At 62.2% G+C, this 14642-nt stretch carries 16 protein-coding genes; 4 read left to right on the forward strand and 12 right to left on the reverse strand.

Annotated elements, in window-relative coordinates; translation table 11 throughout:
* Positions 1-24 precede the first annotated feature (24 nt).
* Entirely contained in the window at positions 25-1311 is a 1287-nt protein-coding gene (locus HNQ39_RS07145; RefSeq protein ID WP_184193253.1) for an MFS transporter, read from the reverse strand.
* A gap of 338 nt (positions 1312-1649) precedes the next feature.
* Between HNQ39_RS07145 and HNQ39_RS07150 the strand changes: the two genes are divergently transcribed.
* A complete protein-coding gene (locus tag HNQ39_RS07150; protein WP_184193254.1) occupies positions 1650-2639 on the forward strand; it encodes a Gfo/Idh/MocA family protein in 990 nt (329 codons plus the stop codon).
* Here HNQ39_RS07150 and HNQ39_RS07155 read toward each other — a convergent pair.
* From HNQ39_RS07155 to HNQ39_RS07175, 5 genes are all read right to left on the reverse strand, one after another.
* Complete coding sequence (locus HNQ39_RS07155; RefSeq protein ID WP_184193255.1) at positions 2636-3025, reverse strand: nuclease A inhibitor family protein; 390 nt, start codon at positions 3023-3025, stop codon at positions 2636-2638. The two genes, HNQ39_RS07150 and HNQ39_RS07155, sit on opposite strands and share 4 nt — an antisense overlap.
* A complete protein-coding gene (locus HNQ39_RS07160; RefSeq protein ID WP_184193256.1) occupies positions 3022-4017 on the reverse strand; it encodes a DNA/RNA non-specific endonuclease in 996 nt (331 codons plus the stop codon). Before HNQ39_RS07160 ends, HNQ39_RS07155 begins: the two co-directional genes overlap by 4 nt.
* 17 nt (positions 4018-4034) lie before the next feature.
* Entirely contained in the window at positions 4035-5171 is a 1137-nt protein-coding gene (locus HNQ39_RS07165; protein ID WP_184193257.1) for a phosphopentomutase, read from the reverse strand.
* Between the two features lie 230 nt (positions 5172-5401).
* Positions 5402-6505, reverse strand: coding sequence for a TFIIB-type zinc ribbon-containing protein (locus HNQ39_RS07170; RefSeq protein WP_184193258.1), 1104 nt, complete (start codon positions 6503-6505; stop codon positions 5402-5404).
* Between the two features lie 91 nt (positions 6506-6596).
* Positions 6597-7688: an SPFH domain-containing protein gene (locus tag HNQ39_RS07175; protein WP_184193259.1), complete on the reverse strand. Its 1092-nt coding sequence runs from the start codon at positions 7686-7688 to the stop codon at positions 6597-6599.
* 367 nt (positions 7689-8055) lie between these two features.
* On the opposite strand from HNQ39_RS07175, the gene HNQ39_RS07180 reads away from it, so the two are divergent.
* Positions 8056-8472 (forward strand): hypothetical protein, encoded by a 417-nt coding sequence (locus HNQ39_RS07180; RefSeq protein WP_184193260.1) that lies wholly within the window; start codon positions 8056-8058, stop codon positions 8470-8472.
* Between the two features lie 3 nt (positions 8473-8475).
* On the opposite strand, the gene HNQ39_RS07185 is transcribed toward HNQ39_RS07180, so the two are convergent.
* A complete protein-coding gene (locus HNQ39_RS07185) occupies positions 8476-8895 on the reverse strand; it encodes a hypothetical protein (protein WP_184193261.1) in 420 nt (139 codons plus the stop codon).
* 228 nt (positions 8896-9123) lie between these two features.
* Between HNQ39_RS07185 and tnpA the strand changes: the two genes are divergently transcribed.
* Both tnpA and HNQ39_RS07195 read left to right on the forward strand, forming a co-directional pair.
* Entirely contained in the window at positions 9124-9555 is a 432-nt protein-coding gene (gene tnpA / locus HNQ39_RS07190; RefSeq protein ID WP_184193262.1) for an IS200/IS605 family transposase, read from the forward strand.
* Positions 9556-9741: 186 nt separating this feature from the next.
* A complete protein-coding gene (locus tag HNQ39_RS07195) occupies positions 9742-10875 on the forward strand; it encodes a trans-sulfuration enzyme family protein (RefSeq protein WP_184193263.1) in 1134 nt (377 codons plus the stop codon).
* A 156-nt stretch (positions 10876-11031) separates the two neighbouring features.
* Here the strand turns inward: HNQ39_RS07195 and HNQ39_RS07200 are convergent, their stop codons facing one another.
* Genes HNQ39_RS07200 through HNQ39_RS07220 form a run of 5 tightly spaced genes read right to left on the reverse strand, consistent with a single transcriptional unit; the run spans position 11032 to position 14566 of the window.
* On the reverse strand, positions 11032-12186 hold the full coding sequence (locus HNQ39_RS07200) for a hypothetical protein (RefSeq protein ID WP_184193264.1): 1155 nt from the start codon (positions 12184-12186) through the stop codon (positions 11032-11034).
* Between the two features lies 1 nt (position 12187).
* Positions 12188-12445 carry an SIR2 family protein gene (locus HNQ39_RS07205; RefSeq protein WP_184193265.1) on the reverse strand — a complete coding sequence of 86 codons (258 nt, stop codon included), beginning with the start codon at positions 12443-12445 and terminating at the stop codon, positions 12188-12190.
* 6 nt (positions 12446-12451) lie between these two features.
* Positions 12452-13141: a DUF4258 domain-containing protein gene (locus tag HNQ39_RS07210; protein ID WP_184193266.1), complete on the reverse strand. Its 690-nt coding sequence runs from the start codon at positions 13139-13141 to the stop codon at positions 12452-12454.
* Positions 13113-13721, reverse strand: a complete 609-nt coding sequence (locus HNQ39_RS07215; RefSeq protein WP_184193267.1) for a PH domain-containing protein — start codon at positions 13719-13721, stop codon at positions 13113-13115. Before HNQ39_RS07215 ends, HNQ39_RS07210 begins: the two co-directional genes overlap by 29 nt.
* 20 nt (positions 13722-13741) lie before the next feature.
* Entirely contained in the window at positions 13742-14566 is an 825-nt protein-coding gene (locus HNQ39_RS07220; protein WP_184193268.1) for a HEAT repeat domain-containing protein, read from the reverse strand.
* Between the last annotated feature and the right edge of the window lie 76 nt (positions 14567-14642).

Below are 14642 nucleotides of genomic sequence, written 5' to 3' on the forward strand. Positions count from 1 at the left end.
ACTGTCCCCGTGTGCTTTCAAGGCCTAAGGGGCTGCGAGGTGATCATCGGCGGGGTCGGTCTTGGGCAGGAGGAGGATCAAGACGAAGAGGGGAGCTCCTAAGGCCATGCAGGTGATCAGGGTCCAGTGCCAGCCGTAGGCGGCGCTGTGGCCGGTGGCGGGGCCGAACCAGTCGTACATGTGGGTGCCGAGCCAGTCGCAGATAAAGTAGAACAGTGCCTGTGTCGAGGCCAGCGTCCCAAAGATGACCGCTTCTAACCCCTTGGGGCAGGCGCGCGCCCACATCCAGGAGTAGGCAAACGCTCCCAGCGACGCAAGGATATTAAAGGCGAGTATACCGACCTTGGCGGAGAGCGCATCGTGGATGAGCATCAAGGGCACCATCGCGAGGATCGTCGCCGAGGCAGCAAGGGTGGCGAGAGCGCGTACTCCCAGGCGACGGGGGGCGACCTGAACTAGCAAGACACCCAAGATCGCCCCCAGTGCTCCCCAGCCCGAGAGCTCTCCAATAAAGAGCTTACTGAGGTGGAGGGCATCGGTCAAGTAGTAAGGTCGGGCGGTGTCGGGGGAGGGGACGAGGCCAAAGTAGGCCACAAAGGCGGTCACGGCCCAGAGCCGTCGGTCTTTGAGCGCTTGACGTAGCGCGAGCCGGGGATTGGGGAGCTCCTCTCCTGAGGCAGCGGGGGGCGCGCCCACGGCGTCGGGCTCCTTGAGCAGAGGAAGCAAGAACAAGTAGCACAGGGAGACCCCCGCGGCGGCACTGAAGGCGGCACGGTAGCTCCAGTGCTCCGTCACGATCCCTCCCAAGCGCCCGGCAAACGTGGCCATGAGCACCAAGGGCAGGAGCTGCAAGACCGTCTGAACGCCTTTATAGTTTCCTAGGTTATTGCCCATCGCGACCGTGATTGCATTGATCAAGACGCCTCGCAAGGTAAATCCTGTGATGGCGATCAGTAGGCAGCAGATAGCGGAGACTAGGTGGTAGTGTGTCTGAAATGCCAGGAGGAGCCAAGCCGCAGAGATGGTGAGGGAGGCCAAGATGAAGTAAGAGCGACGCCGAGAGCCAAAGAGGGGATACAGTTCGGTACAGGCTCCCATAAAGGGCTGGACATAGGTCGGAAGATAGATCAATAAATTAATCGAGGTTACGGTACTTGCAGAGAGATGAAGCTCATCCTTCAGAAGAAAGGTAATCTTTTCGCCCGTGAAAATGCCCTGAAGCGTATTTAACAAAATATACCCAAAAATTAATAAGATGACATGGAGCATCTCTTTTTTGAGCGAGCTGAACATTTCTGTTAGTTTTTTCATTACTAAGACCCTTTTTGATAAATGCTAGGAAGATAGTGAGTCGGTTGGTAGAACTTGAGATGTTTTTTAGAGTGTCGTCTTTTTCGTCTTGGATAGGCGTAATTTTCTGAGATAACAGAGCGTCCTTAGGTTTGTGATATTGAGCTGCAATATAACATTACTTTATTGAGATTGCACTATTATTCGACTTGAGATACTTGTGGATTTAAGTACAATAAGAGTGAGCTAATTCATATTCTGCTCTCGTGCGTACGCCGTATTTTTCCTTCGAATAAGTCAGGTGACGAGGCAGGAGATAGAGGCCGTGCCGCCGAAGTGGTAGGGCGGAGGACAACGGAATGATCCGTATTGGAATGATTGGGTGCGGCGGGATCGCGCGGCACCACCTAGGGCAGCTGGCGCGTATTGAGGGTGTCAAAGTGGTGGCACTCCAGGACCCCGATGCTGAGCAGATTAAGCGCTGCCAGACCCAGTTCCCACAGCTCGCCGACGCAAAGGTGTTCAACACTGCGGACTGGAAAGAGCTGCTGGCGCTCGACGACGTAGACGCGGTGGAGATCTGCACGCCCCACACGCAGCACGGGCCGCAGGCGCTCGATGCCATCGCGGCGAAGAAGCACGTTCTTCTTGAGAAGCCGATGGTGAGCAATGTCCAGGAGGCGCACACGCTCCTCAAGGCGCTGGAGGGCTACGAGAAGGTCTTCGCGCTGGCCTACCAGCGGCACTCGATGGGGCAGTTCAAGCTCATCCGCGACAAGATCGCCAGCGGGGAGATGGGGCAGGTGACCTCCCTCAACGCGCTCCAGTCCCAGAGCTGGAAGAAGGGCACCGCAGGCTCGTGGCGCCAGGACCCCGCGCTCTCGGGCGGCGGCCAGATCAACGACTCCGGCTCGCACCTGGTCGATATCTTGCTCTACACGACGGGGCTGACGGTCGCGCAGGTGGCGGCATTTCAGGACTTCCGTGGGACGCCGGTGGATATCGACTCCGTGCTCTCGATTCGCTTCACCAACGGCGCTCTGGGCAACGTGACGGTGATCGGGGATACCGTGGTCGGCTGGCACGAGGATATCTCGATCTGGTGCGAGAAAGGCGCGTTCTTCTACCGCAACGGGCAGCTGACCATTATCGACGACAAGAACGTGCGGACGATCATGGACGGCAACAACTTGCCGGGGACGCAGAACATCGACGAGAACTTTGTCGGGGCGATCCGGGGCGAGAACGCGGTGGGGGCACCGCCGCTCTGTGGCCTCCGCACGATCGAGATGACCGAAGCCGCCTGGGAGAGCGCCAAGCTCGGTGGCGCTCCCGTGACGATGAACTAGGTCTCGGTGAGACGGGTGCGTACCCCGGCGGCATCGCCGTCGGGGGACGTCCCCACAACAAACGCCCGCAGCTCCGGTCCGCCGCCCACGCGGTAGACTTGCACATCTTTCAGGGTGAGGAGCTTGGCGACCAGCGCCGCAAAACGCGCCTGATCCGCCCGCGCCTCGTCGTCGTCGCCGGCCTGTGGCGTGGTCATCGGGGAGAAGAACGCCTCCACACGGACGATCTTAATAGGGATCTCTGGCTCTAGGCGGAGCGCCTCGCGCAGCGTTGCCTCGGAGTTGACGACGATCCCGCGCCAGTGAAACGGCTTCACCGGGGCATCGGACTCACTGAGAAACACCAGTCCCTTGGCGAGGTCTTGCAGCTCAGACAGAAGGCTCATCGTCGCCCTCCCGCCCCGAAGCTCCCGCCGCTGCTACGCCGCTTGCTCTTACGGAAGCCACTCTCGTCGCTGTTGAAGCTGCTGGCTCCCTGGTCGCGCTTCTGCTTGAGTGCCTGCGCTATATCGTCGGGGAGGCCCTTGAAGAACCGCAGCCCCGTTGCCTGCTCCAGCTCCTCAACCGTGGTGATAAAGCGATCCCAGGAGCCCGAGATCGTCTTGCTGTTCTCCATCTTCACCGCGATCACCCGTGTATTGGCATCCAGGCTGCCCTTCTCGGGGAGAACCAGGACGATCTTCCAGCCAAAGTCAGGGACCGCGATACCGTCTTTGCCGATTGTCTGGCTGTGCTCGTTGCCCTTGTCAAACCCATGGCCACAGAGAATGTAGAGCTCGTTGCCGTCTTGGGCGAGCTTGCGGCAGTAGGTCTCCAGCCCCTCCCACGGCCCTGCGTTCATCTCGTGGTACTGGGGCGTGATATTGGTCATGTAGAAGACAACCTGGTTGTCCTCGGCGGTAGCAGTGCGATCTTTGCTGGGGCAGTTGTGGCCGCGGTCGAAGCCCGAGCCGCTGTAGTCACGGGTCGTGATCGCCTCAAAGCCACTGGGCAGATCGGGGTCGGGGATGAAGTTACTGCGCTCGGTGTCGCCGATATCGCTTGCCTTGAGGTGCCAGGCGACCCAGTTGGGGAAGCGGAGCGTGTTGTTGTAGGAGAGGGTCATCTGGGGCCGTGCCATCAGGAAGTGGTCCTGGTTGCGCGGCGACTCCGTGGCATCGTCGGGGTTCCCAAAGAGCGCGAGGGGATCGCCGGTGGCGCTTGTCTTTCCAGCGGACGTGCCACCGGAGCGCGGTGGCGTCTTCAGAAACCCGCCCGGCTGTGAGTTGGCGGGGCGGCTATCGGTGATGGTTACCGGGGGGCGCATCGGCTGCGTGGGCGGTGCCGCGGGCTTGGGGCAGCCGGCAAGCAGGCCTCCTAAGACTCCGAGCAAGGGCAAAAATAGTTTGTAGTGTCTCAAGGCATCTCTCCCTCTACAAGATACCCCAGGACGGCACCGCTCCACCAGTCAAAGCCGGGACGCTCCCCGAGGTTTTTGGGGGTGGTGATCCTTGGGCCAAAGAGTAGGAGCGGGGCATACTCGCGGCTGTGGTCGGTGGACGGGGTGGTGGGGTCGTTGCCGTGATCGGCCGTGATTCCGACCAGATCATCGGGTCTGAGGTGCGGCAGGAACTCCGCCCCGAGCCAGGTGTCGAACTCTTCCAGCAGGCGAGCAAAGCCCACGGGATCGTTGCGGTGGCCGTAGAGCATGTCGAAGTCCTCTAGGTTGGCAAAGATAAAGTCCGCGTCGGAGTGCCGGACAGCCTCGGTGAGGGCGGCGCAGTGGGCGGGGTTGTTGGTGGTAAGCTCGCGGCGCTGGCCGGGGGCTTCGGGGAAGAGCTCGCAGGTCTTGCCGATAAAGTGAACCCGCTTGCCCGCCTCCGAGAGCCTGTCCAGTGTCGTGGGATAGGGCGGGGGAAGCGGCCAGTCCTTGCGGTTCTCGGTGCGCTTGAAGCTCGCGGCGCTCTCGCCCACAAACGGCCGCGCGATCACCCGGCAGAGGGGCAGGGTCGCCCGTGCTATCTCGCAGATTTCATAGAGCCGCTCCAGCCCAAAGTGCGTCTCGTGCGCCGCGACCTGAAAGACGGAGTCCGCCGACGTGTAGACAATCGGGTAGCCGGTGCGAAGGTGCTCCTCTCCCAGCTGCTTTAAGATCTCCGTCCCCGACGCCGGGTAGTGGCCCATTGTCTTGGTGCCAATGGCCGCCTCGTAGGCCGCGATCAGCTCCGCGGGGAAGCCATCGGGGTAGATCGGGAAGGCGGGATCGGTGACAACGCCCATCATCTCCCAGTGGCCCGTGACCGTGTCCTTGCCCTTGCTCTTCTCGGCCAGTCGCCCCCAGTGGCTCTGCGCGGTGGGGTTTGCCGCGACTCCCGCAATCTCCGCAAGGTTTCCCAGCCCGAGGCGCTCTAGGGTGGGGAGTCGCACGCTGCCAACGGCGCGTGCCGTGTTCGCCAGCGTGTGCGAGCCGAGGTCGCCCGCGCCGTAGTCGAGCGCATCGGGGAGCTCGCCGCAGCCGCAGCCATCGAGGACGATTAAGAAGAAACGACGCATGCTCTAGGGTACCACCCCGGTTTGGATCGCCCCCGTTTGGATCGCCCCCATATTAGATCGCCCCCATGAACGGGGGCGTCTTACTATCGTCGCAAGCTCCGACACGAAGGCCTCCGGCCATATCCCGAGTTTACTCGGGATGGGCGCAGCCCTTTGTGTCCGAGGCACGAGGACTGCAAGACGCCCCGTTTCATCGGGGCGATCTAATATGGGGGCGATCCCGAGGAAAACTACAGCGCCGGTTTCTGCTGACCGTTTTGCCACCAGTAGTAGAGCGCGATTGCGGCGATCACCAGGAGCACCACGCCGGCGATCTTCCAGAAGCTGTAGGGACGCTCGCCCTGCACCTCGCCGGTGCGGGCGTTGATGAGCACCTGAAAGACCTTGCCCTCAAACCGGTAGGCCGCGATCCAGATCGGGAGCAGGATGTGCTTGAAGGTCTCGTCGGAGTAGGCGGTGCGGACACTGTGGACACGCTGCTCATCGCCGCCGATGGCACGAACCACATCCGAGTGAATCACCCCGGACATGATCTGCTTGGCGCTCTCAAAGCCCGTCCCCAGATCGACCTGGTAGCGCTGCGCCCGGAACCCGGCAAGGTAGGCGGGCTCGTAGGGGACGAGGGCGTTGAGATCCCAGGGGGTGAGGCTCTCGACACGCTTGGGGCTCACGGCGCGCGACGCCGGGACGAGCACATCGTCGAAGAAGCGCTCCACGGTCCCTGAGGTCGGGTACCAGCGGGTCTTTTGTACTTGGCGCTCCTTCCAGACAATCCGGCCGTTTTGGTCGGTCTCGCTGTAGCGCTCGGTCTCCCAGTAGTGCTCGCCGCGCTCGCCGGAGTAGCGGCTGACGGTCTGGGAGTCGTAGGTCCAGTGTGGCAGGTAGACCCCCGCGATTCCGTCTTGGCGCGCCATGTTCTTGAGGGCGCTTGGGGCAAACCAGCGTGTCCCCAGCCACTTTTTGATGGCCGCTTGGGCGTCTTTCTTGGGAATGGCGAAGGGCAGCACGGCCTCAGGGGCGATCAGTGGGTTGGCCGCGATCGGCTGTGCGACAATCTTGGCGGCGCAGAACGGGCAGGAGCCCGCCACCTCAGGGGGGGTGAACTCCGTGACCGCCCCACAGCTCTCGCACGCGACCTCCACCGCATTGTCCGCCAGCCGTGCCAGCTGCGACGCATCCGGGGTCAGGTAGTCATCCAGTGCATTCTCACGAAGGGCACGTGCCGTATTCTCCCGTGGGACAGACACCTCTGTGCCGCAGTAAGGGCACTTGAGCTGTCCCACTTTGGGATCGAACTCCAGATTGGCCGCACAGCCAGGGCAAGGGTAGCGCATTAGCCCACCCCCCCTGCCCCCGCCGGGCGGGGGGGAGAGAAGGTCTTTTCCTTATATTCCCCCCGCCGGGCGGGGGTTAGGGGGGAAACTCTCATTTCGGCAGGGGTGGGGGGACAGGGGCAAGCACGCTCGCTAGCTCTGTGACACTACCTGCGGCTTCCCAGCCCGCCATTCCCTGCTTCCAGACCAGGGTCTCGGGGGCGAGCTGCTTCTGCGCGAGGGCCGCGAGGTCGAAGGGACCTTCTTGTTTCCCATTGACCCCGATAAACCACGCCGCTTGTGGCAGTGGCGGTGGCGTGCCCCCACTGGCTCCCCCATTATTGGGGGCGGGGGGGGCAAAGGAGTTCTGGAGCTGGTTGCCCATGGCGATTCCCATGGCCAGATCCAGCGCGGGGTTGCCGCCACCGGGGTTCTTGGCGCTCGCCTCGATCGCATTGGCGGCCTGGAACTGCGTGTAGCGGTTCATGTCGCCGAGAATACCCATCTGGGTGCGCTTGTCGATTGCCGCTTCGACCTCGGGGGGGAGGCTGACGCTCTCGATCAGAATGTGCATCACCTCCAGGCCGTACTGCGCAAAGTCGGGCTGGAGCGCCACCCGCATCGCATCGCCGATCTGGGAGTAGTGCGCCGCAAGGTCGTAGACCCCAACCGTCCCCTTGCCGATCCACTCCGCAAAGTGGGTCGTCATGAAGGCGCGGAGCTGGTCGGCGGCATCGTCGGTCTCGAAGCTGGGGTTGGTGGAGATCAGCTGGCGCAGGAGGGTCGCCGCGTGGCCGATACGCATTGAGTAGGTGCCAAAGGCGCGCAGGCGCACCGGGCCAAGCTCGGGGTCGCGGAGGGTGATCGGGTGCGGCGTCCCCCACTTCAGGCCCGTGAACTGGCGGGTGTTGAAGAAGTAGACCTCGGCCTTGAAGGGGGAGTTAAAGCCATGTGGCCAGGACTTGAGGGTCGTCAAGATCGGCAGGTTCTGGGTCGAGAGCGTGTAGGTGCCCTCCCCAAACTCATCCGCGACCTGGCCCTCGTTGACAAAGACCGCGGTCTGGCCGGGGCGCACGATCAGCTTGGCACCATTTTTAATCTCATTGCCCTGTCGCTCGAAGCGATAGGCCAGCGTGTCTTGGGTATCGTCGAGCCACTCAATGACATCGATAAACTGGCCGCGAAGTGCATCAAAAAGTCCCATAGTTGTCTCCTTGCGAGTTGATCCTTCCCTGAGACAATTTTTTCCTCGCATTGGTTGCAAGCCGTAACCGTCAGCGTCGCCGCGACGTTTTCTCTCTAAGCGGAGGACAACGGCAGTGACAGACGCAACGACGTTAGAGGATTGGACACAGACAGCGCGCCCCGATGGCACGATCCGTCTGCAGCGGCGCTTACAGACGATAGACGGTCTGAACATTTTCCGGTTTTGGACTGGGGTGGTGTTTTTGGTCGTAATCCTAGGACTGTTTCTCTGGCAGAGCCACCAGCTCTCCCAAATACAGCATCCTGGGGGGTTCCCCTTTCCCTCCTGGATACCACAGCTTGTACTGGGCATCTTTTTCTTGCTCATGGTGACAGCTCTCGCGTGTAACCAGTGGGGTGGGGGAGTGCTTCGTACGGCTCAGCTTGGCGGCGCGACCCTCGCGTGTCGTGAGGAAGTGCGGCTTCGGGAGAACTACCTGGAGCGCCGGCTGGTCTTTGGGCGCTGGTGCCGGGTCGTGCGGATCACCGACGGCTGGGTATACGTTGAGGAGGTGGAGAGCTCTGGGTCTACGGCCTATTCCACCTACCGTGTCCGAGTTCGGGGCAAGGGAGGGGAGGTGGTTCTGCTCACACGCCCCGCCTACGGGAGCTCCCTTCTCGGCAACGATCACGAGGTGCCGCGCAGTGTCGCACAGCTAGCGGAGTTTGTCGCGGCGAAAACCGATTGGCAACTGGATGTCCCAAGCCTGCTACGACGAGGCTCGCGCATTCGGACGGCATAGCCGTTAGAGATCGGGGGGGGCGTTCTCGGGGAGGGCGGTGCGGATACGGAAGCCGACACGCTCACGGAGCCCGCTCTCGCGCTCTTGGGGGGCATGGATCGCTTTGAGGGTCAGTGCGGCGGCGCTACTGGGAACCATCGTGCGTGTCTTGCGGCCTTCGTCGTCGCGACCGTCGAAGTAGACAAAGTCCGGGAGCGCGGAGCCAAAGCCTTCGACATCCAGGATCTCGCCGCTCGGGAGCACAAAGAGCGCCTTGGTGAGCTCGTCGGGCTCCAGCTCTTTCTCAAAGGCATCCAGGAGGCTCGCTAGCCCTAGTACCACGAGCTCCGCGGGCGTTGTGGGAGTGGGCTCTTGCTCGCCCTCGGTCAGCTCCGGCTCGCCCACCGGCTCGATTGTCACTATGTCTTCTACAGCGTCGTTCATGTGCGGGATATTGTATCGGGGATTGCCGGGGGGTGCCGGGGGATGCCGGGGATTGAAAGCCCCGGCAGAAGGTGGGGAGCGCCCCGTGGGCGCGGAAAGTGTTGCGCTCTGCGCGTCCTCGAGACGCTCCCTGAAACCGCAGGCGGGTATTTCAATGCTCGCTGACGGCCCCAAAAAATAAATGGGTCGATTTTATCAGATTTGGCTACTCTCAACCGTTTATGGGACATGAGACGACAGAGTAAGATCGATGTGCACTACCACTTGGTGTGGGCGACAAAACATCGCCAGTGTTGGTTAGACGGCTCCTGTGAGCGGCTTGCGTATTCCGTGATTCGGCGGGAAGCAGAAGAGGTGGGCTGTGTGGTCTTGGCACTCAATGGAATGCCAGACCATGTCCACCTAGTGGTGCGTACGCGCTCGTGCGTAAGCCCTGCGATTCTGGCAAAGCAAGTCAAGGGAGTCTCCTCGACCTGTATAAATGATGCGCAGCTCTTGGGCGACACTCTCTTTCGCTGGCAGGACGGCTATGCCTGCTTCAGCCTGAGCCGCTCGCATGTCGCTCGGGTTATTGCCTATGTCGAGCGGCAGAAAGAACATCACGCTGACCAAACAATCTGGGCGGAGTGGGAAGAGACCGACGTGGAGGTGGGGAACTGAAAGAAGCACGTTACCGGGGGGAGGGCGGGGATTGAAAGCCCCGCCTGCGGCAGAGGGAGCGTCCCGAGGACGCGCAGAGAGCTGGTGTTTGTGCGCCCACGGGGCGCTCCCCACCTTCTGCCGGGGCTTTCAATCCCCGGCAGCCCCCGGCAACACCCCGGCAATCCTCTGATATACTACTCCGTTATGAAATTTGAAACCCTTGCCATCCACGCCGGGCAGGGACCGGACCCGGCGTACGGGGCCGTGATGTCTCCGATCTACCAGACCTCGACCTTTGCCTTCCAGGACTACAACCAGCCTGGCCCCTTCGACTACACGCGCAGTGGCAACCCCACCCGCAAGCAGCTCGAAGATTGCCTCGCCGCCCTGGAGGGGGGGAAGTTTGGCTATGTCTTTGCCACCGGAATGGCGGCATCGGCGACTCTTCTGTCCATGTTCAACGCGGGCGATCACCTCATCATCCACGATGATCTCTACGGCGGGACCTACCGCCTGCTTGTCTCTGTGCTGGCGCCCAAGGGGATGGAGGTTGAGTTTGTCAATCTTCGCGACCTGGATGCACTGCGTGCGGCGATCAAGCCCAACACCAAGGGAATCTGGACGGAGACCCCGACCAACCCTCTGATGAACCTGCTGGACCTCTCCGCAATCGCCGAGATCGCCAAGCCCAAGGGAATTGTCACGTTCTGCGACAACACGTTCCTCTCGCCTTTCTACCAGCGGCCGCTCGACCTGGGGATCGATATCGTGATGCACTCGACCACGAAGTACATCAACGGGCACTCCGATGTGGTCGCGGGAGCCGCCATCACCAACGACCCGGAGCTCTCCGACAAGATCAAGATGCTCCAGAACGCGATGGGCACGGCGCAGGCACCGTTTGACTGCTTCCTGACCATGCGTGGTGTCAAGACCCTCCCAGTGCGCATGGAGCGCCACAACTCCAACGCGCTGGCGATCGCTCACTGGCTGGAGGCGCACCCGAAGGTGACCCAGGTGCTCCATCCCGGCCTGGAGTCGCACCCGCAGCACGAGCTGGCCAAGCGCCAGATGTCGGGCTACGGCGGAACCTTTAGCTTCCGTGTCACCGATGGCGAGGTCGCCAAGCACCTGCTGACCCACCTGAAGATCTTCGTCCTCGCCGAGTCGCTGGGCGGGGTCGAGAGCCTGATCGAGCAGCCCTGGACCATGACCCACCTCTCCATGCCCGAGGATGTCCGCCGCAAGCTGACCCTGACCGAGGACCTGATCCGCATCTCGGTGGGCATCGAGCATGTCGATGACCTGATCGCCGATCTGGAAGAAGCAATAAAGTAGTTGTTGCCGGAGATTGCCGGGGATTGAAATCCCCGGCAGATAGTGGGGAGCGCCCCGTGGGCGCGGAGAGTGTTTGGTTCTCCGCGCCCACGGGGCGCTCTTTTTTTGTGCCGGGCAATTTATTGCCCGGCAGGTCGGGGATTTCAACCCCCGGCGCTAGCGGAGCAGCCTCTGCGCGATGGCCTTCCAGTCGAGCGCCTCGATCACGTCTTTGTTGAGGTGCTCGGGCAGGTTTCGCTCGGTGCGGCTGAGGCCCTTGCGGACGGCCTCGGCGCTCATCCAGTACCGCTCGACCGTGATAAGCTGGGCGGCGGTGCGGGGAAGCGTGGGGTTTGCCCAGGCGGCGAGGCGGACAATGGGGACAGCACCTGGAGTCTGCGGAGCGACCGGGTGGGGGCCGGTGCGCCGCGAGTCCGGCAGGTGCCAGGCGGGCAGCGTGCGCTCGGTGGGAGAGAGGGCCGCGAAGGCACGCTTGGCATCGGCGAGGTCTTTGCTGAGGTAGCCGGTGAGCCGGTTTCCCTCGGGAGTGGCATCGACCCGCAGGCGCTCCTCTTCCTCCGCGTCCAGCTTGGCGAGCTCTTTCTCGCGGTAGGCCAGCTGGTCGGGTGTCCGAGGGCGTTTGTTCTTGTAGTCCTCAAGCGACTTGGCGAGCTGCGCGGCACGGCGTGCCTTGTCCGCGGGCGACACTGCCTCGGCGTAGGCTTGCTGCGCCCGCACCAGCGCCGGCTGTGCGTCTTTGAGCTGCTTTTCGAGCTGGGCAATGGCGAACTTGTGAAAACGCTCCTGAGCGACCGGTGCAAAGAGCGCGCGGCCTTGCGGCTGGACCACCAGAATCCCTGAGACCTCGCTGCCGCCAAAGCCCTGGTAGACCGGAAATCCCTGGACCTCCCCGAGGCGCTTGGGCTCCGGAAAGAGCGCACCCTGACCATCGGCCCACTTGTCTTGGGCGAGTGCCTCTTCCCGGATAATATTCACATAGACCAGCAGGTTGACAATGGCGCTGGTGGGGATCAGGGTGCCGCCCTTGACCGCGACACTGCTCGGCGGCCAGAAGCCCAGCATCACCGTGCCTTTGTGTGGCTGCGGCACCGGCTGAAGCTCGACACTGAGCGTGGCGCGGGGGTAGACACCTGGCGGCGGGCTCAGCAAGGGGAGCGCCTTGACCGTGCTCACAAAGTCGCGTAGTGTCGTCGCGAGGGGAGCCCCTGCGGCCGGGATCGCCTGGCCGCCCGTCGATTCGGGGAACCAGCGGGGAGGGCCGGTCGGGGCTTGTGCCGCCACGGAGAGAAGGAAGAGGGGAGCTAGTAGCATCTCAGTCTTGGAACCAGTAGGCTTGCATCGCCTTCAGGAACTCCGGGGTAAGGGCGACGACAGAGTCGCCGATAATGGCATCGACCCCACAGTGCGGGCAGACTGCGGTTGTCTCGTCGTCCCACCACTCTTGGATTTCCGTGGGGGGGAATGTCGTGAGGCAGTAGAAACAGCCGCAGAGAGCACTTGCCTCCAGCGCGTCGCGGTGGCGGCTGGTGTGCTCTCGTGCGGTGAGAGGATCAAGCGGTTGTGTGGGCATGACGGTCTAGAGCGGTTTCCAGCGCGAGGCAATCGGCCCGCGAACCACGGTTTTGAGAACCCCGTCTTTGGTCAGCGCCACGTAGAGACCGTCTTTGTAGCGAATGTAGCTATCGTTTTTTGGGTCATAGAAGCGCCGTCCCTTCTCCATCACTTCGGTTGCCTCTGCCTCAGAGACACCACGCTCTTGCATGCGCTCTAAGAAGTGGCGGGTGAGCGTGAACTTCTGTGTGGGGTTTTTCGGTGCGGTGAGCGGTGTTGCCGCAGGAGCTTGGGTGGCTGGGGACTCTTCCAGACGTGAGAGAGTCAGCTCGTCGTTCTTGGACTCCCCGGGGGCACTCCAGTGTGAGTGCCAGTGTGGGGGGAGCACGGCATCGGGGGCACCGATACGGGCGAGGGCCTCCAGCTCGCTCTTGACAGTGCCGGGGGCGAACTGAAACGTGACCACAGCCGGAGCCTTCTCCGGCGTGGGACGCACCACGACACGGACGAAGCCAGGCACTTTGTAGTAGCGCTCCTGCTCCAGCCCCACATGGCGCGGCGGCCCCAAGAGCTTCTCCAGCGCACTGAGCGGCTTGTTTAAGGTGGGAGTGAGCTTTAGAGGCGGCTGCTGGGCGAGGCTAGGCCACACTAGCAGGGCGAGTGCTAGTGCGGCCAGGCAGACGGCCCTAAGAGCGGATGTATTTCTCAAAGACATCGCTGAAGTCTCGCTTGGTAAAGCGCTGCTGCATGGTGGTGTTGAGGTTGTCGAGGAGGGCAGTGTAGCGTCCGATCAGGGCCGCGTCGCTCTCAACCGAGGTCAGCTTGTACATGGAGGAGACCGCGTCTAGGCAGCGCAGAGCATTGTCGCGGCCTTGCGCGTCTTTTTGCTGGTACTTCCCGATCGTGTAGAGCGCCTTGTAGATATCCTTGAGCGCCTCGATGTAGTTCTTGTTGATATCGATACTAAAGGGTTGGTCGTTGATGCTGAACTTCAGCTCGATATCGAGGTCGATCGTCCCGGCTGTCTCGATGGAGACATGGGAGAAGTGGTTGGCATAGTACTCGTAGCGCTTGACCCGGCGCTTCGATGAGACCGCGGAGTCGCCATCGACATGGATCAGGCTCAGGTTGGTGAAGCAGTACTCGTCTTTTTTGGACTTGATCAGAAAGTAGATCTTCTCCCCATCTTCGTGGAAGAGATAGTCGTCGGAGTCTACTTTATCGTAGTCTTTTGGGGAGATGATAACCCCGATATCGCTGATACCCAGTGCCTCTGCGGCGAACTTCTTAAACATGGATGTGTCCCTTTCAGCCCCTATAATACCCGGCTCTGGATAGCTTGAAGCGCTGTGGTAACGGACTTATAGAACCAGTGGGTCTTCCGGTAGCCCTTGCGGAGGCGACGGAGCGCGGGCAGAAACGCGGGATCGCCCAGCTTGACGGCGGCATCCAGGTTCCAGCTCCAGACCGTGCCACTCTCAAACTGCCGGGCGAGATACGGGACAATCGCACGGTCTCCCAAGAGCCCCAGCGTCGCGCATGCCTCCGCCCGGACCGCGTCTTTGGGATCGTCCACGAGCCGCCAGAGGGCTGCGCGGAGCGCGGGGGAGTCGAGTTTCTTGCAGTGGATAAAAAACGCGGTCCAGTTTCGCAGGTACGGGTCGGGGGAGCTGAGATTTTCCAGGAAGATATCGTGGAGTTGCTGGCACTGGGGAGCTGTCACGCCCTCGTCCCAGCACATCCCTCCCAGGGCCTGGCAGACCCCGCGCCGGACACGCTTTGAAGGATCGTGCGCGGCGGCAAAGAGCGCGGGGAGCATGCCAGGGCGCACGTGGTAGCCTCGGGCGAGGGCATGGGCCGCCGCCGCCCGGACCCGTGCGCGGGGATCGTGGGCGAGGAGGCGCAGGAGTGTCGGAACCCCAAGCCGCGTGAGCCGGGGGCCGGAGTCATCGTAGCCACCGAGCTGCCCCAGTGCGGAGCAGAGCCGCGCCCGAACGGTTGCACGGGGATGGTCTGCCAGGGCAAGGAGGCGTGGGTAGTGCCGGGGCGCGAGCAGGCGTAGCTCCACCGCGGCCGCCTCCGCTCGTTTTTTGTTGTCGCCTTGGAGCTCCCGAAAGAGCCGCTCGGTTTTCTTGCCCATCTCAGGATTCTATCGCCTAGGACTATCGGCCCGGTAAATTGAGCCAAAAGCCCCGCACCGGGGAGCACTCTTTTGG

This window comes from Armatimonas rosea (assembly GCF_014202505.1).
In the GTDB taxonomy this organism is placed as follows: Bacteria; Armatimonadota; Armatimonadia; order Armatimonadales; family Armatimonadaceae; genus Armatimonas; species Armatimonas rosea.

Coding starts and splice junctions, on each gene's coding strand:
- HNQ39_RS07145 (WP_184193253.1), bottom strand. CDS start 1,311: ATGAAAAAACTAACAGAAATGTTCAGCTCGCTCAAAAAAGAGATGCTC.
- HNQ39_RS07150 (WP_184193254.1), top strand. CDS start 1,650: ATGATCCGTATTGGAATGATTGGGTGCGGCGGGATCGCGCGGCACCAC.
- HNQ39_RS07155 (WP_184193255.1), bottom strand. CDS start 3,025: ATGAGCCTTCTGTCTGAGCTGCAAGACCTCGCCAAGGGACTGGTGTTT.
- HNQ39_RS07165 (WP_184193257.1), bottom strand. CDS start 5,171: ATGCGTCGTTTCTTCTTAATCGTCCTCGATGGCTGCGGCTGCGGCGAG.
- HNQ39_RS07170 (WP_184193258.1), bottom strand. CDS start 6,505: ATGCGCTACCCTTGCCCTGGCTGTGCGGCCAATCTGGAGTTCGATCCC.
- HNQ39_RS07175 (WP_184193259.1), bottom strand. CDS start 7,688: ATGGGACTTTTTGATGCACTTCGCGGCCAGTTTATCGATGTCATTGAG.
- HNQ39_RS07180 (WP_184193260.1), top strand. CDS start 8,056: ATGGTGACAGCTCTCGCGTGTAACCAGTGGGGTGGGGGAGTGCTTCGT.
- HNQ39_RS07185 (WP_184193261.1), bottom strand. CDS start 8,895: ATGAACGACGCTGTAGAAGACATAGTGACAATCGAGCCGGTGGGCGAG.
- tnpA (WP_184193262.1), top strand. CDS start 9,124: ATGAGACGACAGAGTAAGATCGATGTGCACTACCACTTGGTGTGGGCG.
- HNQ39_RS07195 (WP_184193263.1), top strand. CDS start 9,742: ATGAAATTTGAAACCCTTGCCATCCACGCCGGGCAGGGACCGGACCCG.
- HNQ39_RS07200 (WP_184193264.1), bottom strand. CDS start 12,186: ATGCTACTAGCTCCCCTCTTCCTTCTCTCCGTGGCGGCACAAGCCCCG.
- HNQ39_RS07205 (WP_184193265.1), bottom strand. CDS start 12,445: ATGCCCACACAACCGCTTGATCCTCTCACCGCACGAGAGCACACCAGC.
- HNQ39_RS07210 (WP_184193266.1), bottom strand. CDS start 13,141: ATGTCTTTGAGAAATACATCCGCTCTTAGGGCCGTCTGCCTGGCCGCA.
- HNQ39_RS07215 (WP_184193267.1), bottom strand. CDS start 13,721: ATGTTTAAGAAGTTCGCCGCAGAGGCACTGGGTATCAGCGATATCGGG.
- HNQ39_RS07220 (WP_184193268.1), bottom strand. CDS start 14,566: ATGGGCAAGAAAACCGAGCGGCTCTTTCGGGAGCTCCAAGGCGACAAC.